Below are 23,155 nucleotides of genomic sequence, written 5' to 3' on the forward strand. Positions count from 1 at the left end.
TATAAATAAAAACATCATGAGTACTAACGCAACCAAACCTGAAGAAAAAGGATTTTTTGAGAAGGTTAAAGAAACGATAGAAGGACTTTGGGATAGCACCAAAGATACAGCCGAAGACGTAAAAGAAGCAGCCGAAGATAAATACGAAGACCTTAAAGATAAGATTACCGTCAAAAAAGCAACCGCCACAAAAAAGGCTGCAACCGCTAAAGCCGCCGTAACTAGCAAAGCTAAGGTAACTGCTGATAAAGCAAAAGCCGCTGCTACTGAGGTGAAAGCCAAGGCAGCCGAAAAAGCTAAAACTATTACAGCCAAAGCCAAAGAAGAAACGGACACAGCAAAAAAAGCAGCAGCAGACGTTAAAGCCAAAGCCGATACAAAAGCTAAAGCGATTACTACAAAAGCAAAAAATGTGGCAGCTGATGCTAAAAAAACTGTTGCAACTAAAACGGCCAAAGCCGCTACCGCGGTTAAGAAGAAGGTTGTTGCAGCTAAATAAACCAGATAAAAAACTATGTAAAGGCGGTAAGCGTAAAGCTTGCCGCCTTTTTTGTATTTGGGGGTTAACAAAATAGATTTTTTAACTTTTTTATTTTAAATGTAGGGTTTACATTTATTTTTCTACTTTTGAAATATCAAAGGCATAGCCAATTGCCCATAAGCCAATAAAAACCTGGATATAACACAATGGAAACTACTAATTTTGATCTTAAAGAGCATCCGCATAGCCGTTTAAATATATTAACCGGCGATTGGATCCTGGTATCGCCGCATCGTACAAAACGCCCCTGGCAGGGTAAGGTTGAAGCTACCCAGGCTGATGAACGCCCCGCTTACGACCCACAGTGTTACCTGTGCCCAACCAATAAAAGGGCCGATGGCAGCGAAAACCCGGATTACAAAGCAAGTTTTGTTTTTACAAACGATTATTCGTCTTTGTTATTAAACACGCCCGACGGTGGACTAAATGATGATGAGCTGTTGGTGGCCAACAGTCAAAAAGGCATTTGCCGGGTTATCAGTTTTTCACCCCGTCATGATTTGACTTTGCCTCAGATGCAAACGGCCGAGATCAGGAAAGTTGTTGACGTATGGCAAACGGAGTTTGAAGATCTTGCTTCTTATCCCTGGATTAAACATATCCAGATCTTTGAAAACAAAGGCGATATTATGGGCTGCAGCAATCCACATCCGCATGGACAAATCTGGGCGCAAAACAGTATCCCGGTCGAGGTTGCCAAAGAAACTCAGCAGCAAAAAATATATTTCGAACAAAAAGGCACGAGCCTGCTTGCAGATTACGTTGCGCTTGAGCTTAAACGCCAGGAACGCATTATATTTGAAAATGAACATTTTGTTGTTTTAGTGCCGTTTTGGGCTGTTTGGCCTTACGAAACTATGATAGTAAGCAAGAGGCATATCACCAGCATTATTTATTTTACTGATGAGGAAAAAACAGCCCTGGCCGATGCCATTAAAAGACTAACGGTACGTTACGATAATATGTTCGAAACATCGTTCCCATATTCGGCAGGCATGCACCAATCGCCGGTAAACATGGGCGATCAGCCTTACTGGCACTGGCATATGCATTTTTACCCGCCTTTGCTGCGGTCTGCTACGGTGAAAAAATTTATGGTTGGGTACGAAATGCTGGCTAACCCGCAACGGGATATCACAGCCGAATTTGCGGCAGACAGGTTGAGAAACCTGAGCGAGGTACATTATAAGGTTAAAGCTTAAGCAAATATTTAAACCAATATAAAACACCTATTTTATGAACCACTTATTTAAAAATCTATCATTGATGATATTACCGGCCTGCCTATCTTTGGCGGCCTGTAATCAAACATCAACCCAAAACAAAACAACCAATATGGCAGACAGCACAAAAACGGATAGCACCAAAGGGCCGGCCGCAGCGTTTGAAAAAACAATTGATGGCAAACAAACCCACCTGTACACGCTAAAAAATAAAAACGGCGTTATCGCTACATTTACCAACTATGGCGGCCGTATAGTGAGCCTGCTGGTGCCCGATAAAACAGGTAAGCTTACGGATGTTGTTTTGGGTTATGAAAGCGTTGACGGCTTCATTAACTCCACTGAGCCATATTATGGCGCTACTATAGGCAGATATGGTAACCGTATTGCCAAAGGTCATTTTAAGTTAGATGGTAAAGATTATCAATCATCTATCAACAATCCGCCAAATACTTTACACGGGGGTAAAAATGGTTATCAAAGTGTAGTTTGGGACGGTAAACTTATCGACTCATCAACCCTTGAACTTACCTATCTTTCAAAAGATATGGAAGAAGGTTTTCCTGGTAACCTAACCGTTAAGGTTACTTACAGTTTAACTGATAACAACGAATTTAAATGTGTGTACGAAGCGCATACTGATAAAAATACCGTGGTTAACTTAACCAATCATGCATTTTTTAACTTGAATGGCGAAGGCAGCGGTACCATCCTGAACCATTTGGTACAGGTTAATGCCGATAATTATATTCCGGTTGATGCGGGATTAATCCCGTTAGGTAAAATTGAGCCGGTAAAAGGCACCCCATTTGATTTCACCAAGCCTGAAACTATTGGCAAAAGAATTAATGATGATAACGTACAGTTAAAGGATGGCAAAGGTTATGATCATAACTTTGTTTTAAACAAGCACGACTTGAGTACCCCAATAGCAACTGTTATAGGCGATAAAAGCGGTATTAAAATGGAAGTATTTACCGAAGAGCCTGGCTTACAGTTTTATAGCGGGAACTTTATGCAGGCCAAAAATGCCATGAAGCGTGGTATTAAAGATGAGTTTCGCACCTCGTTTGCTATGGAAACCCAGCACTACCCTGATTCACCTAATCAGCCATCTTTCCCGTCGACAGAATTGAAACCGGGCGAGACTTACAAAACACAATCGTTGTACAAGTTTTCGGTAGTAAAATAAGCCGGTAACTATAGGTAATTAATAAAAAAAGGTTCTGCCATTGGGGTAGAGCCTTTTTTGTTTTCAGTGAATTGAAGGGTATAATGGTCAATCTGCTACACCGTGCATTGCTAAATAAATCTACCCCACATTTGTTAGTAAAATCATTTCGCATTGCACCCTATAAATTGTTGCTTAAAAAGCGTACCTTTGCGCCATTATTTTCTTGAAAACAAAGGGCTTGATTTTTAGTGCTTTCGGCTTCAACGACAATAAATAAAATTTAATACAATGAAAAAAATTGTCGACTACAGAAAGCTTTTAGATGTAACCGAAGCTGCCGAACTACAGGAATTAAAAACCAATTACAGGAATATGATGAAAACCTGGCATCCGGATAAATTTCAGGATGAGAGCAGGATAGAGGCCGAAGAAAAAAGCAAAACCATTATTGAGGCTTATCATTTTTTGGTGAGCATTGCTCCCGAAACACGTAACCAAACATTAGACGCCTATAATGCAACTACAACATTATCAAACATAGCCGATTTTGAATACAAATCGCAGGTGCTTACCGTTACCTTTTTAGACGGCAACACTTATGAATATTTTGATGTGCCTAAAGCGGTTTATGTAAAACTGATCAATGCAGATTCGCCGGGAAGATTTGCCCGCAGGCATATTTATAACGAGTATGTTTACAGGAGCGCGAGCAGATTAGTTGCTAACGCCTAAGTTATATAAGTTTTGAGTGATGAGTTGTGGGTGGTTTTTCAACTCAAAACTCATCACTCAAAACTCCTTACTACCTATTATTAAGCCTTTCAAAATCTTCAATGGTATCTATATCAATTGCGCCTAAGGCAAATGGTACCGATACTACATCATCAGGGTAAAGGCTGATGAGTTTTTTTGCGCCATCCTGGCCTTCCAGTTCTGAAAGCCGGTCAAAGTACGATTCATCGAACAGGGCAGGCACACCTAAGGCGCCTTTATATTCGCAGGCCACAATGGCGTGGTCATTTTCGGCCTTTCGCTCTGTTAATTGATATAGTAGTAGCGGATCGACAAAAGGCTGGTCGCACAGCATAAAAATCACTGATGTTACCAACGGTTCAAGGCGTTGAATTTCTGCCAGTCCCTGTCTGATAGAGGTTGACATGCCTTCGTGCCACTGCGGGTTATAGGTGATATGTACCTGCTGATCGGAAATACTGGGCCTGATCTCGCCTTCATTGGCACCCAGTACTACCAATACACAATCGCAGCAGGTTGACGTGATGGCGGTTTGAATAGCCCTTTGCAATAAAGTTTTACCCTGGTAAACCAGGTTTTGTTTAGGCGATCCGAAGCGGCTTGATGAGCCCGCAGCAAGTATAATTATCCCCGTCATTCCTTTTGTTCATTATTGTTTAAGCATAGGTTGCTGTATAATTTGCTGGGGCATGCGGTTGTGAATAATGGTTTTATAGCGTAATGAAGTGCCTGTTCTTGTTTTGAGCACAGCCTGCATTTCGGCAATGATCGATAGGGCAATTTCATCGGCATTTTCTGATCCTATATCCAAACCCGCCGGCCCAAAAACGTTTTCTAATAACTCAGGGCTTGTTTTTTCACCATTTTGGGCAAACTCATCCAGTATTTTTTGTAAGCGTTTTTGGGGGCCTAAAACCCCGATGTAGGAGGGTTTTAGCGGCAGCAATTGCTTTAATACGCAACTATCGTAATTATAGTTGTGTGTCATTAATATAATTACGGTGCGCTCATCAATAACTATATGTTCAAGTACGTTTTCGGCTTTTGATGTAATGATCTTTTGGGCCTGCGGAAACCTTTCGGGAATGGCATAATTTGAACGTCCGTCCACTATGTAAATTTGCCAGCCCAGTACTGATGCGATCTGCACCAGCGGAATGGCGTCATTCCCCGCCCCAAATATCACCAGCGAAACTGCCGGCTGCATCAGTTCAATAAAACAGGTAAACTTATCGCCATATAAATAAGTTTTGGTTACCGAGTTACCATGCTGCAGCACATCCATGGCATCGCTTAATAAGTCCGTTGTGATTGCTTCATCCGGAAATTTGCCGGTGATTTGTTTGTCCTTATTCAACAGCAGGCAGGTACCAGGCTGCGCAGCCTGCTTATCATTCATGGTAAACAGGGTAATGAGTACCACAGGTTCGCGCCGGCTCAAAAACTTTTTAAAAAGCTGGATAGGATTATCTTTTTTTGCCGTAAAAACAGGCTCTATCAATATGTGTATAATGCCGTTGCAGCCAAGGCCAACACCAAATTTGGCATCATCGTCATCGGTAGTGTCATAAGTAACCAGCATTGGTTTACTTTGCGCCATTACCAGGCGGGCTTTGCGCAGGGCATCGCCCTCTAAACAGCCGCCGCTTATGGCACCGGTAAGTTGTCCGTTTTCGGTAATGAGCATGCGGGCACCGGCACGCCGATAGGAAGAGCCCTCCACGTGCACTACTGTGGCCAAAGCGGTTTGCAGGCCGTTTTTTTCGGCGATATCAAAAGCGGTTACAATATCTTTAAGTTCTTTCACGGGTTATGTAGCAGGCTGTTTGGTAAATGCAGTGTGATAATCTAATATCAGATTATTTAAACAATAAAAATACATTTAAACCACACGGGTAAAAATTGTAATATTTACTTTTACACTAACGATCATCAAACTTAAAAAACGTTAAAGTTGTTAACAAAAATGTACCAGGTAAATTTGATCACTTGCTAATAGATAATCACGGTCGACCGATAAACTACCTTCGCCTTGCGGTGACCGACAGGTGTAACCTGCGCTGTTTTTACTGCATGCCCGAGCACGGCCTAAACTGGCTATCCCGTAAGGAATTAATGAGCTATGAAGAAATGCTGCACAGCTGCTCGTTAATGGTTAAAATGGGGATAGAAAAGATCCGCATTACCGGCGGCGAGCCCTTTGTACGCAAGGACCTGATGCAATTGCTCACCGCCATTTCAAAATTAGATGGCCTGAAGGAATTAAGCTTAACCACCAACGGCGTATTGACGGCTCCCTTTGTTCCTGAATTGAAAAAGATAGGTGTACGGTCTGTAAACCTGAGCCTGGATACCCTGGATGCCAATCGTTTTTTTACCATTACCCGCAGGGACGAATTTGCCAATGTAATGGCCACTTTAGATGCCTTGTTGAAACATGATACAGAGGTTAAGATAAATGCCGTGGTAATGGATGGGCAAAACACCCAGGATATTATCCCCTTGGTGGAAATGACCAAAGATATGCCTGTGAGCGTGCGCTTTATTGAAGAAATGCCTTTTAATGGCGATGGACATTTATATACAGGTTTGCAATGGGATCATGTGCGCATTTTGGATGAAATCAAAAGCAAATATCCCGATATTCAGAAACTAGTTGATCCGGCTTATTCAACCGCCTATAATTACCAGGTGCCCGGGCATCTGGGTACGGTTGGCGTTATAGCAGCCTATTCACGTACCTTTTGTGGTACCTGTAACAGGATAAGGATAACCCCACAAGGCGAATTGAAAACCTGCCTTTATGATGATGGCGGGCTGAATATAAAAGACCTGATGCGAGGGGGAGCTACTGATAATGATTTGCAGCTTGCCCTGCTTACCGCCTTTGGCAACCGCGCTAAAGATGGATGGGAAGCTGAGAAGTTGCGGGTGGTGCATCCTGGAATTCATGAATCAATGGCTACGATTGGAGGATAGAAGTGCTAAAAGCGGAAGGCTTAAGGCCGAAAGCTTTTTCATTTTGTAGAGACGCATCACATGCGTCTGCCGTATGCAAATCAAATACGCAAATTCGATTTGCAAATTCGCTCTGTATAGCTGGAGACGCAAATATGCGTCTTTACGAAAAAGATAAACCAACGCCGTTTAGGTAAAAGCTTTCTGCTTTTCGCACCCGGCTTTAAGCTTATAAAATGACTACTGTTGAACAGGCAGAAAAACTCATATTGGCACAGTTAAAGGATTACGGGAACGAAACCGTACCCTTTGAACAGGCTTTAGGCAAAGTATTGGCCGAACCAATACTGGCCGACCGTGACCTGCCGCCCTTTAACCGGGTAACCATGGATGGTATTGCGGTTAGTTACGATGCTTTGCAGAATGGTATCAACACTTTTAAAATTAAAGCAACCCAGGCTGCCGGCGATGAGCCGGCGACAATTGACGAGCCCAACGAATGCATTGAGATTATGACAGGCGCTGTTTTACCTGCTTCTGCTGATACGGTAATCCGCTACGAAGATGTGGAGATAAGGGCGGGGCAGGCCTGCGTTTATGTACAGGATATTAAAAAGGGGCAAAACATTCATCCGCGGGGAATAGATAAAAAGCAGGGCGATGTACTTGCAGCATCGGGTCAAATGGTTACGCCTGCTATCATCAGCCTGGCAGCATCGGTAGGCAAAACGCATTTACTTGTAAAAAAAACACCACGTGTGGTGATCATTTCCTCGGGCGACGAACTGGTGGATGTTGATCAAATACCATCGCCATACCAGATCCGTAAATCAAATAGTTACACTGTAAAAGCTGTTTTAAAGCAACATGGTTTACAGGCCGATGTACTGCATATTCCCGATGATCCGGAAGTAACCAAAATACAGATTCAGCACTGCCTGCAAAACTATGATGTGTTGTTGTTAAGCGGTGGTATCAGCATGGGTAAGTTTGATTACATCCCGCAGGCATTGGAGGATTTGCAGGTTGAAAATATTTTTCATAAAGTAGCGCAACGCCCGGGTAAACCATTTTGGTTTGGCAGGGATAAAGATGGCGCGTTGGTTTTTGCCTTCCCGGGCAACCCGGTTGCTACTTTTGTGTGCCTGCACCGTTATTTTTTAACCTGGCTTAACGCAACACTTGGCTTGCCCCAACAATTGCCCGTATATGCGGTTTTAGATAAGGATTTTGAGTTTTTACCCGCATTGCAATACTATTTGCAAGTAAAACTAAAAAGTAACCAGCATGGCCAACTTATGGCCTCGCCGGTTGAAGGAAATGGATCGGGCGATTTTGCTAACTTAGCAGATACTGAAGCTTTTTTAGAATTACCGCTTGAAAGGAATGAATTTAAAAAGGGAGAGGTGTTCAGGGTATGGAAATTTTAACACGATTTGTAAGATTTGATAGATTAACATGATTTATCTTAACTTATTTAGTAAACCTGTAAATCTTTAGCATTCATATAATCGTGTTAAAATCTTATAAATCCTGTTTAATCCTTAAAATCGTGTTAAATGTTAACCCATATAGATAAACAAGGCAACCCGGCGATGGTTGATGTAACCGCAAAGCAGGTTACACACCGCACAGCCACCGCGCGCAGTATTGTGGTACTGCCCGATGAGGTGCTGCAACATTTGGTTAATGGCGACCTGATGAGTAAAAAAGGCCCGGTTTTTCAAACGGCTATTATCGCCGGTATCATGGCTGCAAAAAAGACGGGGGAACTGATTCCGCTTTGTCACCCGCTGGGGATGGATAACTGCAGTGTTACCATAGATGTTAATGAACAGCAGGAAATTGTAATTGAATGTACAGCCAGCATAACAGCCAAAACAGGGATCGAGATGGAAGCTTTAGTTGGGGCGTCCATTGCAGCGCTTACCGTGTATGATATGTGCAAGGCCATGAGCCATGATATTGTAATTAAAGAAACCAAACTGATAGCAAAAACAGGAGGTAAACGTGACTTTAAACGAGGGTAATCCCGAAAAGAAACATAGAAAACACGCTAAGCTGCTAAAGCCGGCTATTGGTAATTACGGCCGCAATGAATGGGCTATTGTTGGCGGGCCATGCGTGGTGATCAAACTATTAGCCGATGACGTAATTACTGCATTGGGTAGTACCTACCGATGTGCCTATGTAGATACATCGCACAATGATGATTTAACCTTGCTGCCAGGTCGCTTAGCTGCAGGCGCCGTAGTGGATTATACAAATCAGTTAAACTATCAGCAATTCAATTTTCAAAATCCGTTGATGCCTTATCAGCTCAAGCAGCAATTTGCCAATGCAGATATGGTACTGGTAAACGGCAACCATCAGCAGGCAAAAGCACAGATAGTTATTATCGATATCAATAAGCGGGCTTCGTTATTGAAACGGCTTGACCAGCTTACCAATGTTGAACTGTTTTTATTAGCCGATAACAGCGACGATCTGTTTGATTTTATCAGGGAAACTATTCCAGACTGGCAGCAAATTCCGGTTTATAAATTGGCGGATAAGGAAAAGATCGTTGCCTTTTTTGATACCCGTTTAAAACAAGCCAAACCCGTTTTAAACGGCCTGGTATTGGCTGGAGGTAAAAGCCAGCGCATGGGTTTTGATAAGGGGGAAATCAACTTGTATGGCGAACCACAGCGTTACCATATGGCCGATATGCTGAAGCCGTTCTGTAACGAAGTCTATATTTCTTACGCCGCAGATCAATTACCTCAAAATCATTCGCCATATCCTGCTTTAGTGGATACGTTTACAGGGCTCGGTCCGTATGGTGCTATACTATCTGCCTTTCGCGAACAGCCGGATAGTGCCTGGCTGGTGATAGCCTGCGATTTGCCTTTGATGGATGAGGGTACTTTGCGTAACCTGGTGGCCTGGCGCAATAGCTCGTCGGTTGCTACGGCTTATCATAGTCCCGTTACCGATTTTCCGGAGCCGTTGATAGCCATCTGGGAGCCGAAGAGTTATCCCATTTTACTATCGTTTTTGGCGCAGGGATATTCCTGTCCAAGGAAAGTACTGATCAATACCGATATCACTTTATTGAATGCTCCGCAACCCGAGGCGCTCACTAACGTAAATACACCCGAAGAATTAGAAACTGTAAGAAAGATTATCCAACAAAAATTAGCCGCAACTAATGAAGGATCATAATTTAAGATACAGCTGCCAAATGGCATTGCCCGGCTTTAGCGAAACCGCTCAAAAGCTGCTGCAACAAGCCAAAGTACTCATTGTGGGGGCCGGAGGCTTAGGTTGCCCTGCCGCTCAATATTTGACATCAACCGGAGTAGGTACTATCGGCATCGCCGACTTCGATGTAGTATCTGAAAGTAACCTGCACAGGCAAATTTTATATACACCCGCTGATATAGGGCAGGAGAAAGCGATCCTGGCCTGCATGCGTTTACAGGCACAAAACCCCGGCGTAAAGCTGTTGCCGCATGTTGAGAAGATCACATCAACCAATGTGCTGGATATTGTGAAACAGTATGATATTGTTATTGATGGTACCGATAATTTTGAAACCCGTTATTTGCTCAACGATGCCTGTGTTTTAAATGGTAAACCATTGGTTTATGGCGCAATTTACCAGTTTGAAGGCCAGGTTGCGGTATGGAACGTAAAATGTAAAGACGACCAGCGATCACCAAATTACCGGGACCTTTTCCCAAAGGTTGACGCCACCCAGATCCCTAACTGTACCGAGGGGGGTGTAATACCAACGTTGGCTGGTATCATAGGCTGTATGCAGGCCAACGAGGTTATCAAATACATTACCCAAACCGGCGAACTGCTGGCCGGAAAAGTGCTGATATTTGACGCGCAAAGCATGCAAAGCCGCATCATTAAAATAGGCAGCGTAACCAAAACAAACATCAGGCGATTGACCGAAACGGTAATCATCTCAACCATAACTGCCGGAGAACTAAAAAGTCGGCTGCAAAATGATGATATAGAATTGGTTGATGTGCGTACCGAACAGGAACGCGACGCCTACGATATTGGCGGCACGCACATTCCGCTGGATGAATTGGAAAGCTACCTGCCATTTTTTACAAGCTCAACAACCAAAGTGCTCTACTGCGCCACCGGCAACCGCAGCGCCGAAGCCGTAAAGCTTATTCTTAAAATGATACCCGAAGCAGACCTGTTATCGTTAGAGGGAGGGTTGAAGGGATATATTTAGGAGTAATGCATATTTTCAGGTACTACCAATTGTAAAAAAAGTTTGTTATCCTGAACGCAGTGAAGGATCTTCTTCGTTTGAAAAGTCTACGATTTGCAGGGCGAAGATCTTTCGTTCCTACCGATGACAAGTCCACCCACTATGTCATTGCGAGGAACGAAGCAATCTCATGCTCTACAGAGCGAATCTGCACAGTTCGCGATTGCTTCGTTGCTACCCATGACAAGTTATAAAAAGGGAAGTCATCCTGAACTTGTTTCAGGACCCCACAGGACAGGTAACCCGCATGATGTATACTTAGCGAGTGGGGTGCTGAAACAAGTTCAGCATGACGGCGGGGTTAAAGGTGATTGTCATTTCCCCCTTCAGAGGCGGCCGGATTTTAAAACTCGCAATGACATAGCTTTATATTGTCATTCCACCTTCAGAATTTCGCGAAATTTTACAACTCAAGATGACAATGAATGAGTTAATTTTTCTCCAATCCATGAATAAAATCGGAAATAGAAATTTCTAAATCCGAAATCCCTCACGGATGCGCTGCTACCCAAACTTCGCCATCTTCAAAGGCTTCCTTTTTCCAGATGGGTACCGTTTGTTTTAGCGTGTCAATTATAAAGCGACAAGCGTCAAACGCGGCATCACGATGGGCGGCGGATACAGCAATAACAACGGGGACTTCCCCAATCTGTAACAAACCTGTACGGTGATGGATCAATACTTTTTGTACGGGCCATTTTTCAAAAGCTTGTTTGGCTATTTTTTCCATTTCGCTGATGGCCATGGGCTCATAGGCTTCAAAATCGAGCTTTAAAACGGATTTACCCTTGGTGGCATTGCGCACGGTTCCTATAAACACATCTATCCCGCCAGACTCGGGCGACATCACCCAATCAATACAGGATTGAATATTCAATGTTTCTTTGGATAGTACTATTTGCGTGTTACTCATAATGTTTGCAGATCAATTAATGATTTCATTAAATACTTTGGCGATTCATGATATCCCTGCCTGAAATAAAACCGGTGAGCATCAACCCTGCGCGAATGGCAATGCACTTCTATCCGGTCGCAGTTACCTTCTTTGGCCAGTTTAGTAAGCTCATCTTCTAATATTTTCCCTACGCCTTTACCCCGGGCCAATTCATCAACAGCAAAACAACTAATGCGCACAAAATCGCCCTTTACTACCATTTGGGTTAAAAAATCAAAGGCAATAAAACCAGCAACTGCTCCGTCAAGTTCGGCCACCAAAACCTGGGAGTTCGGCTGCCCAAGCATGCGGTTCAAATTTTCTTCCAGGAACGATTCGGAACCCGGATACCCTAATTGAGCAAGCAGTTTTGATATGGCAGGATGATCGGATACGGCGGCACTTCTGATTTTCATTTTTGGGGAGATTAAGGATTTTTGGATTATGGAGTAAGGATTTACTGTGTTATTTTGGTATTTAAATTGTCATGCCGAACTTGTTTCGGCGCCCCACGGGACAGGTAAACTTCATGCGGTATACTTTGCATATGGGGTCCTGAAACAAGTTGAGGATGACGTGGTTTTTATCTCCGGATAGCGATGGGTTTCAAACCCATCGCTATGGTGAAAAGTCTTATAGTCCCATAGTCTGAAAGTCCCACAGTCCCTAAATCATCCTCCACTTACCGGCGGTATAATCGCTATTTCATCACGTTCATGAATGGTGTCGCCGGGTAAAGCATATTCATTATTTACGGCAACCATGTATGATGCCAGTTGTTTTAGCCTTGGGTATTGCTGCTCCAATACATATTTCAAATTGTAAATGGTTGCATCGTTTGTCAATTCCAAACTCACAGTCGAACTCCCGAATATTTCCTTAGTTACTCCAAATGCAAGTACATTGATCTTCATAAACCAAAATTAGGTCAAAAAGGGATATAAAAACAAATTAAATAAGCCCCACCCAACCCTCCCCGGAAGGGAGGGCTTTAAAAAGTCTCCCCTTCCCGGGGGAGATTTAGAGGGGGCCGGGCTAAACATTTTATACCACTAAATTGTATATTTACATATGGCCGCCAAATCCACACAGTACCTGTCCATTATAAAAGTAACTGCCGGTAACGGCTCGGTAACTACCGATGCGCTTGCTATTGAAGAGCCGTTGGAGATCAGGCTGGAATATGGCGCTGAAGGGCAACGGATTGTACACAATGTATCGGTTACGATGCGTACGCCGGGCCATGATGCCGAACTGGCTAAAGGCTTTCTGTTTACCGAAGGCATCATCAAAAACGCGACCGACGTAGCATCAACACATCACCAGTTTATTGCCTGTGCCGAAGATAAGGAGAATACTATACAGGTAAGTTTAATCCCCACTGCCGTGCCGCACCTGCAAAATACCGAACGTAATTTTTATACTACATCAAGCTGCGGGGTTTGCGGCAAGGGCTCTATCAATGCTATTCGTACGGTGAGTAGTTTTGTGGGGCTGCCTGCAGATCAGGATGTGGTAATACCTGGTATCCTACATCAACTACCGGCCATTTTAAAGCGTCACCAGCGCGTTTTTACAGATACGGGAGGTTTACATGCCTCTGCTTTATTTACCATGCAGGGCGAACTTTTATTGCTGCGGGAAGACGTAGGCCGGCATAACGCCTTGGATAAGTTGATAGGGGCGGCATTGGCATATGATTGGCTGCCGCTTAATCAAACCGTTTTGCTGTTAAGCGGGAGGGCAAGTTTTGAGCTGGTACAAAAAGCGGCTATGGCAGGCATTAATATTATAGCCGCTGTTGGCGCGCCCTCAAGCCTGGCAGTGCAACTGGCAGATGAATTTAACGTTACGCTGATAGGTTTTTTGCGTGATGAGCGTTTTAATATTTACACCGCGGCACACCGCGTACTTATACCCGGCAACGATGCTGTAGCTACCGATAGTTCCATTGCTGTTGAAAATACATAACACCCATGAAAATACGTATTAAAGGAAATTCATTACGATACAGGCTTACCAAAAGCGATGTGGCCCAACTGGCCGAAGAGGGACATTTACAGGAGGAGGTGGATTTTGGCAGCCAACAGCTTTATTATGCTGTTCAATTGGTTGATGACGATCATATTTCCTCTATTTTCAGGGAGAATACCATTATACTTTTTGTCCCTAAGTTTGTGATTAAAGAATTTGCCGATACTGATAAGGTTGGTTTTGAAGGGAAGCATGGCAACCTGCATTTACTGGTCGAAAAAGATTTTACCTGTTTAGATAATGTGGATGAAGATCAAAGCGATAATTATCCCAATCCGTTATTAGCTAAAAAAAATGAGTAAGAACATTAAACAACAGCCGGCCGCGGAAAATCCCGAAGAACTGCTCGACCTGAAAGTAACCAAACCTAAAACCTGGGCTGCGGGGATACCCGCGGTAACCGTGGCTATGGTTGATATTTTGCAGGAGTCGGGCTTTGTGCGGGGGATGGAAGGCTTGTTTAAGATGAACAAGAAGGACGGCTTTGATTGCTCTGGCTGTGCCTGGCCCGATCCGGATGACGACCGCTCACCCGTTGCTGAATATTGTGAGAATGGTGCTAAAGCCCTGGCCGAGGAAGCCACTACTAAAAAGCTAACTGCCAAATTTTTTGCCGAAAATTCTGTTGCCGATCTGGCTAAGCTTAACGATTACGAGATAGGCAAAAAAGGCCGTATAGCCCAGCCCGTATATTTGCCTAAAGGCGCAACACACTACCAGCCCATTAGCTGGGACGATGCTTTTAAAAAGATAGGGGATAAGCTTAATAGCCTGGCATCGCCTGATGAGGCCGCGTTTTACACTTCGGGGCGCACCAGCAATGAAGCCTCGTTTACTTATCAGCTGTTTATCCGCGAATTTGGTACCAACAATATGCCCGATTGTTCAAACCTGTGCCATGAATCTACCAGTTTTGGCCTGGCCGAAGCGATAGGAATAGGGAAGGGGACGGTTACGCTGAATGATTTTTATGAAACCGATGTGATCATGATCATCGGGCAAAATCCGGGTACTAACCACCCCAGGATGCTTACCGCGTTGGAAAAAGCCAAACAAAAGGGCTCAAAGATCATCGCGGTAAACCCACTTCATGAAGCAGGACTCATGGGTTTTAAAAACCCGCAAACTGTTAAGGGCGTATTGGGCATAACCACCCATTTGGCCGACCTATACCTGCAGGTGAAGATCAACGGCGACATGGCCTTATTAAAAGCTATTGAAAAGCTATTGTATAAAGCCGAACAGGAAAACCCGGGCAAAGTATTTGACCACGAGTTTATCAAAAACAATACGGAAGGTTATGTAGCTTTCCTGGATCATTTAAACCAGTTTGAGTTGGATCATCTTGCCGATGAATGTGGCATCCCATTAAGCCAGATTGAGCAGGCGGCCGATATGCTGAAGGATAAAAGCCGTATTATTATTTGCTGGGCAATGGGTGTTACGCAGCACGTGAATGGTGTGGCTACTGTAAAAGAGATTGTTAATTTGGCCTTGTTAAAAGGCGCTATAGGGAAGCCCGGTGCCGGTTTATGCCCCGTGCGCGGGCACAGTAATGTACAGGGCAACCGCACCATGATGATATTTGATAAGCCCAAACCCAAACAGCTGGACAAGCTGAAAGAAGTTTTTGGCTTTGAACCGCCGCGCAAACATGGTTATGACGTGGTGGAGTCAATCCAGGCCATGCATGAGGGTAAGCTGAAAGTATTCTTTGGCATGGGCGGTAACTTTCTTTCGGCTACGCCGGATACTACTTACACCGCCGATGGGATGCGCAAGCTGGAAATGAGCATCCATGTATCAACCAAACTTAACCGTAGTCATTTGGTGCACGGCGATGAAGCTTTGATACTGCCAACGCTTTCCCGCAGTGATAAGGATATGGTACTTGGCGAGGCTCAGTTTGTGAGTTGCGAAAACTCGATGGGCGTGGTGCAAATGTCGAAGGGGATGTTAGAACCGATTTCTAAGGACCTGATGAACGAGAACCAAATTGTATGCCGCATGGCTAAAGCTACTTTAGGCGACAGATCTGTAATTGATTGGAGTAAATTTGAAAAAAGCTATGATGCTGTGCGCGATGCTATTGCCAAAGTGATTCCTGGCTTTGAACATTATAATCAAAAGGTGCGCATTCCTGGAGGTTTTTATTTGCCTAACGGTCCGCGTGAAGGAAAGTTTGATAGTGCGGAATTTGGCAGTAGGGTAGGCTTCAATATTGCCGGATTGCCAAAGCATGAAATGCGCCAGGATGAATATCGCATGACCACCATCCGCAGTCATGACCAGTTTAATACCACCATTTACGGGTTGGATGACCGCTATCGCGGCATCCACAACGAGCGTCGGGTTATATTCATGAATCCTAATGATGTAGCCAAAGCCAGTTTTAAGGATGGCGAACTGGTTGACCTGTACAATAATTTTGGCGGCCGGGAGCGGGTAGCCAGGCTTTTTGTGGTGGTGCCTTACAATATCCCCCAAGGAAATACCGCCACTTACTATCCCGAAGCCAATGTATTGATCCCGATTGATAGCGTAGCTGAAAAAAGTAACACGCCAACTTCAAAACTGGTTTTTATCAGCATAAAAAAACATCAGCCTGCAAAGTTTTAAAACTGACATTGTTATTTGTCCCGGATTGACAGGTACGCTTAATAACCTACCGTGTACCCACATCTGGTGCACTTTCGTCCACAATAAAGAGAATTGTCATACGAACGAGCAAGCGCAGGGAAAAGCGGGGTGCGAAAGAGAAATCTTCTGCGCTTGCCATGGCTGAATGTCCGCTTTTAGAAGATTTCTCCTCACCTCCGGCACACAATCCCCCAGGTTCGTTCGAAATGACATTTTTCTTTAATAGAAAGATGTGGGTACACGGTAGACCCAATGACGGCTGAATATGTGCTTAATAGCGTCTTTGAAGATATTCCCGAAAGGAATTCAAAGAGGTTTCAAGGTTTATTCATCAAGGCTTCAACGCCCGGGTGAAAAACAGGGCTACAAGCGTTGGTAATACCAAAAGCAGCACAAGGTAAACAAATGACATTTTGTGCGCGAAATTAAGTGTCCAGCCCAGTCCGGTACGTTTGGGTAGCCAGATTGCAGGGTCATCGGCATTAATATAGATCATACCCCATTTCCAGTATTTGTCATCGTTTCGGTCGAAATTACTCATATACAAATGTAGGGTTTTGAATGATGGATTGGTTTACCCTGTAATTGATAGTCCAGGGAAATCGCGTTTAATATTTCCGCATAAGGTAACATCTTTCAATGGGCATAATAGGGTAGCCGCTATGCGGCATCTTATCTGGTTCTTTATGTTTCTACAAACAGGTAGCCGCTATGCGGCATTTTTTGGTTTTATTAAATATTCGATGCCGCATAGCGGCTACCTATTTGTAGAACAATTAATTTATGCTTTTTTGCTCCATAGGAGCTACCCCTTTGCTGCGCAAATCTTTAAAAGCGATTTCCCTGATCGATAATCTCTCAATCGCTTTTGAAAATAAATAAGCTGTTTTATCCAGAATTTATCCAGTTTATTTGATTAACTATATCAAAAATTACAATCATGAAATTGGTAAACACCTCCATTTGCTTATTGATGTTTGGCGCGGCATTGGTTATGCCTGCTGCTGTATTGGCACAACAGAAAACCGGCTTTAAAGTACTGGCATCGTATCCAGTTAAGAGTTCGGGTGGTTGGGATTATATTACGGTTGATGGTGCCGCAAAACTGGTATACACATCGCACGGTAGCCAGGTAAACATATTGGCAACCACCACCGGCGATTCGGTTGGTGTTTTTACCGATACAAAAGGTGTACACGGTATAGCGCTTGTTAAAGATTTAAATAAAGCCTACACCAGCAATGGCAGGGCAAATACAGTAGGCGTTTTTGATTTAAAAACCAACCAGCTGATAAAAGCTATCCCGGTAGGTACTAACCCGGATGCCATTTTTTATGATGATCATTCAAAAAAGGTATATGCTTTTAACGGCAGGAGTAAAGATGCTACGGTAATTGATGTAGCTACCGATGCTGTCGTGGCAACAATTCCCTTGGGTGGCAAGCCAGAAACAGGAGTATCTGACGGCAAAGGCAAAGTTTTTGTAAATATTGAAGATACCAACGAAGAGGTTGTAATTGATGCTAAAACCTATAAAGTGATAAACAGGTGGAAACTGGTTGATGGCGATGAACCATCGGGTCTGGCTATTGATCGTAAAACCAACCGTTTGTTTATTGGCTGCGGCGGTAATAAAACCATGATCGTTTTAAACGCAATAACCGGAACAATAGTAGGGAAATTCCCGATAGGCGATTGTGATGGTGTAGCGTTCGATCCAACTCTTAAACAGGCTTACAGCTCGAACGGCGAGGGGACTATATCAGTGATCCGTGAATTAAGTGCCGATAAATTTGTGTTTGTTGAAAATATAGTGACAGAGCCTGGTGCCCGCACTATTGGTTTGGATGAAACCACCCATAAACTTTACCTGCCAACTGCAAAATCAATACCGGCAGAACCAACAGCCGATAATCCACACCCGAGGCCTAAGCAAATCCCGGGTACTTTTCATATTATTGTTGTGGGGAAATAGGCGGTCTGCATTATTGGAGGCTATACACCTGGTTTCCGCTATAAGTAACATGCTTACAACCCAAAGAAAAAAACTCATAACTTATACCCTCGCTATTCTAATAGCGGGGTTTGCTATTCTTACATTGCTGGTTGTTTTGTTACCCAACAACCTCATTGATGTTAAATTTTCAAAGGAAGTACAGGAACATCAAAATCCGCTGCTTGATTCCTGTATGGAGTTTATCAGTTGGTTTGGCTATACGCCCGGCGCGCTTATCACTGTTGCGGTTACCGCGCTTCTTTTACTGGTGTTTAAATATAAGCGGGAGGCGTTGTTTGTGTTGCTTTGCCTGTTAGGCGGCCTGGTAAGCACTATTGTAAAATTCTTTGTAGATCGGCCCCGGCCATCGGCTGATATTGTGCGGGTAATAACTAAAACCGCCCAAAAAAGCTTTCCCAGCGGCCATGTATTGTTTTATGTGCTACTTTTTGGCTTTATTTTATTGCTGATGAACCAGCTAAAACAGATTAACAAAACAGTCAGGATAGTTGTTGGCACTTTTTGCCTTCTCCTCATTTTTAGCATACCATTTTCAAGGATCTACCTTGGCGCGCATTGGTTTACTGATGTGCTGGGCGGTTTTATACTGGGTTTGCTTTGCCTGTATGTACTTAGCTATTTTTATGAGCGGGGAAAAAGAACCAAAGACGTGGCTTAATTATAAAGCCCCAAAGTTAGGTATGATATGTACAGGGCAAACGCATCTAATTGGGTTAACATAACTTAACATATTTCAGATATGATGAATTGTAATTATCTAATAATCAATATTTTATATTTTAACAAGGTTAACATTAAACTGATGTATCGCGCAATTTAAGCGCATCCAAATATTTGTGCCTGTTGTTGGCCAATACAAGTCCATTCGATATCTGCATCATTAAACCAGGACCATGCAATAAAAACAAGGTATTGTTTGATGCTTGTATCTTCCTGACGTCATAAGCTTATTCCGTTATCTATTATTAAATAACAGCTTATCCCCCTTAATTATTTAGATGCGTTTGCCCTGATGATATGTACCAGATGAAGGCACTAAGCAGCGCATCATTCTGTTAATTCTCTAATTCTGAAAATTCTGATTCAGACAACTACTTATCCAGCAAAAACTTAACCGCCACGCCGCGCCTGCTCTTAAAGTATTTTCCGGAAATAGTTGCCGGCATGGGATTGTAAGACTGCTGCATATTGTTCAGCACAAAATAATCGCCGTTTGCCAGGTATTTGGATTGAAAAAGCATGGTGTTATTGGCTTCGGGCCGGCCGCTATTGGCATAATAGGTAACATTACCTATATGGATCTCGCTGCCACCTATAAAGCCGTTGGCCAGTTTTAGCTGCATGGCTTTACCCTTGAGTTTGCCACTATAATTAGCCGACTGAGGCTGAACGGGTACAGAGCCGCAGAAAGAATGGATCGTTAGTAAAAATATAAACAGGTATTTATAACGCATAAGCCAAGGGCATTCAATAATGTATTTTTTACGGTATGCATCATTGATAGGTTTCCGTAAAAGAGAAAATTTCATACTGGTTAACGCATATCAGGTAATTGATGTTATCGTAACGCAATGTTTACAAAAGGGGAGGCGCGTACATCAAAACGAATTGGTTCGTAGCATTTTGATCTGAAAATCAGCATTTGCCTGTACTAATGTTAAATCAATATTAAGTTTAGGTTATTGTATTTGTATTGGTAACATAATTCAGTTTTTCTCCAACATTGGGGAGGTTTCTTTGCGCAAAATTAAACCGTTGTACATGAAATACTCCTACCATCTTCACAGGCTTTTGTTACTTTTTTCATTAAGCTTATTATTTGCTTTACCATCGGTTGCCCAAACCATAAAGGGCAAGGTTATGGATCATAAAACCGGCGAAGCCCTTACCGGCGCTACCGTTACGCTAACACAAAATGGCGTAAACAGAGCCGTTGCTGTAAACTTAAATGGCTCATACAGCTTTAAAAACGTAAGGACCGGCGCTTATCAAATTCACGTAAATTATATAGGCTATAGCCCCTCACAAATTTACACAGGCACCATTACAGGTGCCGATGAAATAAAAATCATTAATGTTGACCTTAGCGACGCCAGCCAGCAAATGGTTGAGGTGCAGGTAAAGGGTGAGGGTAACAAAGAATCTGATCGGTCTGTTCGCGGTATTGAAAAGAACGCGCCTATGGTGCTGAACATTTTATCGGCAAATACCATCCAGTTACTGCCCGATGTTACCGTGGCCAACGCATTACAGCGTGTAAGCGGTGTAACCATTCAACGGTCTGCAAGTGGCGAAGGCCGTTACGCTATTATCCGCGGTATGGATCAGCGTTATAACTCTACGCTGGTAAACGGCATTAAAATTCCGAGTCCCGATCCGCAATATCGTTTTGTGCCGATGGATATTTTCCCATCAGAAATGCTGGAGCGTTTGGAAGTTATCAAGGCCCTTACACCAAGTATGGAAGGTGACGCTATAGGCGGCGTCATGAACCTGGTGATGAAAAGTGCGCCCAATCACTTTGTATTAAGTGCAAACGTATCAGGTGGTTTTTCAACGTTGTTTTCAAAAAGCAGACCCTTTGTTGATTTTACAGGGTCGCCAAACAGCAAATCGCCGGCTGCTATTAATGGCAACAGCTACCAGGCTACTTATGCCGATTTCAACAACAAAGCGCTTACCAGCGATAAAAACATGTCTACACCTTTCAGCTCGACAGCCGGACTTACCATTGGAGATCGTTTCCTGAACAATAAATTAGGTGTTATTGTATCTGCAAGTTACCAGAACATCTATCGCGGATCTGATTCTAAACAGCTTACGCCAAACGCGCAGCCATCGGCTATTCCTTTGCCAAACTCGCCGCAGTTTTCTGACGCTTATGACCGTACCTACTCAACACAAACACAACGTGTAGGCATCCACAATAAAATTGATTACGTGATCAATGATAAAAACAAGCTGTCATTGTATAACTTATACATTCACCAAAGTGAGTTTGAATCGCGCTATACAGCAGATACACTTGGGTTGGGTTTAAACTCAACCGGCTTAAGCAAGCAGATCACCTTATCAAACAGAAGTACCTTAACCCAGCAAAATATTTATAACTCAACCCTGCATGGCGACCACATATTGGGTAATGAGTGGCGTTTTAACTGGGATGGAGTTTATTCGGTATCAACCAGGCACATGCCGGATAGAACAGAGTTTTCATACGATGCCAACAAAACTTTAAATAATAGCGGTGCCGTAACTGCCGAAGTTGATAATAACACCGCCTTAACCCACCACTGGGAAAACAACCGTGACAGGGATATTTCGGGTTATGCAAACCTGATCTACACCCCTAAAATTGCCGGTAAAGATGTTGAGTTTTCTACAGGTGGTTTATATCGTCATAAAATAAGGGACGCGGATTATATTACCTATTCTTTAAGTGGTGGTAAATCAACGTTATTTAATAACAATTTTAATGATATTCCTTTTGCCTTTAATCCGGTAACAGATGGTATAGGTTCAAACAATACCGATTTGCAAAATAACTACCATGTTACCGAAAATGATAACTCCGAATATTTCCAGGTAAAATTTGACCTGTTCCCTAAATTACAGGTATTAGGTGGTGTGCGGGTTGAAAATACCGACATGAGCTATGCAACCCAATCGCCAGAAACGGTTACAGAAAGAAGTGGTACTATCAAGTATACCGATGTATTGCCAAGCGTTCACCTGAAATACGAGCTGACTAATAATCAAACCATTCGCGCCTCTTATTTCGCAGCTATTAGTCGTCCGGGTTTTGGCGAGATGGTACCTTACAAGATTAGCGGCGAGTATTATGACCAGGTTGGTAATCCTTATCTGAAACATATTACCGCCGATAACTACGATTTAAGGTATGAGTTTTACCCGGGAGGTGCCGATCAGCTATTAGTAGGAACTTTTTACAAAAAAATATATAATCCTATTGAATACTTTGTAGTGCGTGATGGCGGCCCAAGCTCGCAGGTTATTAAACCTCAAAACGATCCGGGTAATGCAACCAACTATGGTTTTGAGGCTTTGGCAACCAAGTTTTTTGGTATAATAGGTTTCTCTGTTAACTATACCTATACTCACTCAAGAATAACCACCAATAAGTTGCTTTATTCAAACGATGCCACCCTTGGTTTGCAACAAACCAATGTGAATGAAACCCGCCCGTTACAAGGTCAGGCAGATCACGTGGGCAACGCGTCGGTATTGTTTAAGAGCGCAAAATTAGGTTTGGATATGCAGCTGGCATTTGTTTACACTGGCGAGCGTTTAGCACAGGTGTCGCCTTATTATAACCTCGATTTTTATCAGCATGCCTACAATCAGCTTGATTTTTCGTTCGAGAAAACCATTGTTAAAAGGTTGTCTTTTTACGGTAAGATCAATAATATCACCAATGCTGCCAGCAAGATCTACCTAAAATTCCCTCATGGAAGTTTAGATGCCAAGCAACAGGAGTTTATTGGCAAACAGGATATTGCAGCGCAAACCCTGGTACAAAGCGATTATTACAAAACCTTATTCCTGGGTGGTTTCAGGTATAAATTCTAATAAAAATAC

At 43.2% G+C, this 23,155-nt stretch carries 22 protein-coding genes; 15 read left to right on the forward strand and 7 right to left on the reverse strand.

Translation table 11 applies throughout. The features are described from left to right. Positions 1 to 16 precede the first annotated feature (16 nt). The 4 genes from FHS10_RS18430 to FHS10_RS18445 all read left to right on the forward strand — a co-directional run bounded on the left by FHS10_RS18430 (position 17) and on the right by FHS10_RS18445 (position 3,670). Positions 17 to 499, forward strand: coding sequence for a hypothetical protein (locus tag FHS10_RS18430; protein ID WP_259093270.1), 483 nt, complete (start codon positions 17 to 19; stop codon positions 497 to 499). 188 nt (positions 500 to 687) lie between these two features. Beyond that, complete coding sequence (locus tag FHS10_RS18435) at positions 688 to 1,743, forward strand: UDP-glucose--hexose-1-phosphate uridylyltransferase (protein WP_259093272.1); 1,056 nt, start codon at positions 688 to 690, stop codon at positions 1,741 to 1,743. A 34-nt stretch (positions 1,744 to 1,777) separates the two neighbouring features. Further along, on the forward strand, positions 1,778 to 2,956 hold the full coding sequence (locus FHS10_RS18440) for an aldose epimerase family protein (protein WP_259093275.1): 1,179 nt from the start codon (positions 1,778 to 1,780) through the stop codon (positions 2,954 to 2,956). A gap of 270 nt (positions 2,957 to 3,226) precedes the next feature. Further along, positions 3,227 to 3,670, forward strand: coding sequence for a KTSC domain-containing protein (locus tag FHS10_RS18445; RefSeq protein ID WP_259093278.1), 444 nt, complete (start codon positions 3,227 to 3,229; stop codon positions 3,668 to 3,670). A gap of 70 nt (positions 3,671 to 3,740) precedes the next feature. Here FHS10_RS18445 and FHS10_RS18450 read toward each other — a convergent pair whose 3' ends face one another. After that, on the reverse strand, positions 3,741 to 4,328 hold the full coding sequence (locus FHS10_RS18450) for a nucleotidyltransferase family protein (RefSeq protein WP_259093281.1): 588 nt from the start codon (positions 4,326 to 4,328) through the stop codon (positions 3,741 to 3,743). Positions 4,329 to 4,340: 12 nt separating this feature from the next. Next, positions 4,341 to 5,498 carry an XdhC family protein gene (locus FHS10_RS18455; RefSeq protein WP_259093283.1) on the reverse strand — a complete coding sequence of 386 codons (1,158 nt, stop codon included), beginning with the start codon at positions 5,496 to 5,498 and terminating at the stop codon, positions 4,341 to 4,343. Between the two features lie 182 nt (positions 5,499 to 5,680). Between FHS10_RS18455 and moaA the strand changes: the two genes are divergently transcribed. The 5 genes from moaA (at position 5,681) to FHS10_RS18480 (ending at position 10,892) form a co-directional block, all read left to right on the forward strand. After that, a complete protein-coding gene (gene moaA, locus FHS10_RS18460; protein ID WP_259093285.1) occupies positions 5,681 to 6,670 on the forward strand; it encodes a GTP 3',8-cyclase MoaA in 990 nt (329 codons plus the stop codon). 215 nt (positions 6,671 to 6,885) lie between these two features. After that, positions 6,886 to 8,079 carry a molybdopterin molybdotransferase MoeA gene (locus tag FHS10_RS18465; RefSeq protein ID WP_259093286.1) on the forward strand — a complete coding sequence of 398 codons (1,194 nt, stop codon included), beginning with the start codon at positions 6,886 to 6,888 and terminating at the stop codon, positions 8,077 to 8,079. A gap of 129 nt (positions 8,080 to 8,208) precedes the next feature. Next, the gene (gene moaC / locus FHS10_RS18470) at positions 8,209 to 8,679 is read left to right on the forward strand and encodes a cyclic pyranopterin monophosphate synthase MoaC (protein WP_259093288.1); all 471 of its coding nucleotides are present in this window, start codon (positions 8,209 to 8,211) and stop codon (positions 8,677 to 8,679) included. Then, entirely contained in the window at positions 8,660 to 9,856 is a 1,197-nt protein-coding gene (locus tag FHS10_RS18475) for an NTP transferase domain-containing protein (protein WP_259093289.1), read from the forward strand. The genes moaC and FHS10_RS18475 overlap by 20 nt, the downstream gene beginning before the upstream one ends. Beyond that, positions 9,843 to 10,892 (forward strand): HesA/MoeB/ThiF family protein, encoded by a 1,050-nt coding sequence (locus FHS10_RS18480; protein WP_259093290.1) that lies wholly within the window; start codon positions 9,843 to 9,845, stop codon positions 10,890 to 10,892. The genes FHS10_RS18475 and FHS10_RS18480 overlap by 14 nt, the downstream gene beginning before the upstream one ends. A gap of 529 nt (positions 10,893 to 11,421) precedes the next feature. Here the strand turns inward: FHS10_RS18480 and FHS10_RS18485 are convergent. From FHS10_RS18485 to FHS10_RS18495, 3 genes are all read right to left on the reverse strand, one after another. Then, positions 11,422 to 11,844 (reverse strand): molybdenum cofactor biosynthesis protein MoaE, encoded by a 423-nt coding sequence (locus FHS10_RS18485; RefSeq protein WP_259093292.1) that lies wholly within the window; start codon positions 11,842 to 11,844, stop codon positions 11,422 to 11,424. Beyond that, positions 11,841 to 12,281, reverse strand: coding sequence for a GNAT family N-acetyltransferase (locus tag FHS10_RS18490; protein WP_259093293.1), 441 nt, complete (start codon positions 12,279 to 12,281; stop codon positions 11,841 to 11,843). Before FHS10_RS18490 ends, FHS10_RS18485 begins: the two co-directional genes overlap by 4 nt. 255 nt (positions 12,282 to 12,536) lie before the next feature. Beyond that, positions 12,537 to 12,779 carry a MoaD/ThiS family protein gene (locus FHS10_RS18495; protein ID WP_259093295.1) on the reverse strand — a complete coding sequence of 81 codons (243 nt, stop codon included), beginning with the start codon at positions 12,777 to 12,779 and terminating at the stop codon, positions 12,537 to 12,539. Positions 12,780 to 12,936: 157 nt separating this feature from the next. On the opposite strand from FHS10_RS18495, the gene fdhD reads away from it, so the two are divergent. Genes fdhD through FHS10_RS18510 form a run of 3 tightly spaced genes read left to right on the forward strand, consistent with a single transcriptional unit; the run spans position 12,937 to position 16,518 of the window. Further along, entirely contained in the window at positions 12,937 to 13,836 is a 900-nt protein-coding gene (gene fdhD, locus FHS10_RS18500) for a formate dehydrogenase accessory sulfurtransferase FdhD (protein WP_259093297.1), read from the forward strand. 5 nt (positions 13,837 to 13,841) lie between these two features. Beyond that, the gene (locus FHS10_RS18505; protein ID WP_259093300.1) at positions 13,842 to 14,201 is read left to right on the forward strand and encodes a DUF7009 family protein; all 360 of its coding nucleotides are present in this window, start codon (positions 13,842 to 13,844) and stop codon (positions 14,199 to 14,201) included. Continuing rightward, positions 14,194 to 16,518 (forward strand): FdhF/YdeP family oxidoreductase, encoded by a 2,325-nt coding sequence (locus FHS10_RS18510; protein ID WP_259093303.1) that lies wholly within the window; start codon positions 14,194 to 14,196, stop codon positions 16,516 to 16,518. Before FHS10_RS18505 ends, FHS10_RS18510 begins: the two co-directional genes overlap by 8 nt. Before the next feature lie 352 nt (positions 16,519 to 16,870). Here FHS10_RS18510 and FHS10_RS18515 read toward each other — a convergent pair whose 3' ends face one another. Continuing rightward, entirely contained in the window at positions 16,871 to 17,080 is a 210-nt protein-coding gene (locus FHS10_RS18515) for a DUF5808 domain-containing protein (RefSeq protein ID WP_259093305.1), read from the reverse strand. Positions 17,081 to 17,479: 399 nt separating this feature from the next. On the opposite strand from FHS10_RS18515, the gene FHS10_RS18520 reads away from it, so the two are divergent. Both FHS10_RS18520 and FHS10_RS18525 read left to right on the forward strand, forming a co-directional pair. Beyond that, positions 17,480 to 18,514, forward strand: coding sequence for a YncE family protein (locus FHS10_RS18520; protein WP_259093308.1), 1,035 nt, complete (start codon positions 17,480 to 17,482; stop codon positions 18,512 to 18,514). 49 nt (positions 18,515 to 18,563) lie between these two features. After that, a complete protein-coding gene (locus FHS10_RS18525; protein ID WP_259093310.1) occupies positions 18,564 to 19,214 on the forward strand; it encodes a phosphatase PAP2 family protein in 651 nt (216 codons plus the stop codon). Between the two features lie 433 nt (positions 19,215 to 19,647). Here FHS10_RS18525 and FHS10_RS18530 read toward each other — a convergent pair whose 3' ends face one another. After that, positions 19,648 to 20,085, reverse strand: coding sequence for a hypothetical protein (locus tag FHS10_RS18530; RefSeq protein ID WP_259093311.1), 438 nt, complete (start codon positions 20,083 to 20,085; stop codon positions 19,648 to 19,650). Positions 20,086 to 20,317: 232 nt separating this feature from the next. Between FHS10_RS18530 and FHS10_RS18535 the strand changes: the two genes are divergently transcribed. Then, positions 20,318 to 23,146, forward strand: a complete 2,829-nt coding sequence (locus FHS10_RS18535) for a TonB-dependent receptor (RefSeq protein ID WP_259093312.1) — start codon at positions 20,318 to 20,320, stop codon at positions 23,144 to 23,146. Positions 23,147 to 23,155 lie beyond the last annotated feature (9 nt).

It is taken from the genome of Mucilaginibacter dorajii (genome assembly GCF_024808255.1).
GTDB classification, from domain to species: Bacteria; Bacteroidota; Bacteroidia; order Sphingobacteriales; family Sphingobacteriaceae; genus Mucilaginibacter; species Mucilaginibacter dorajii.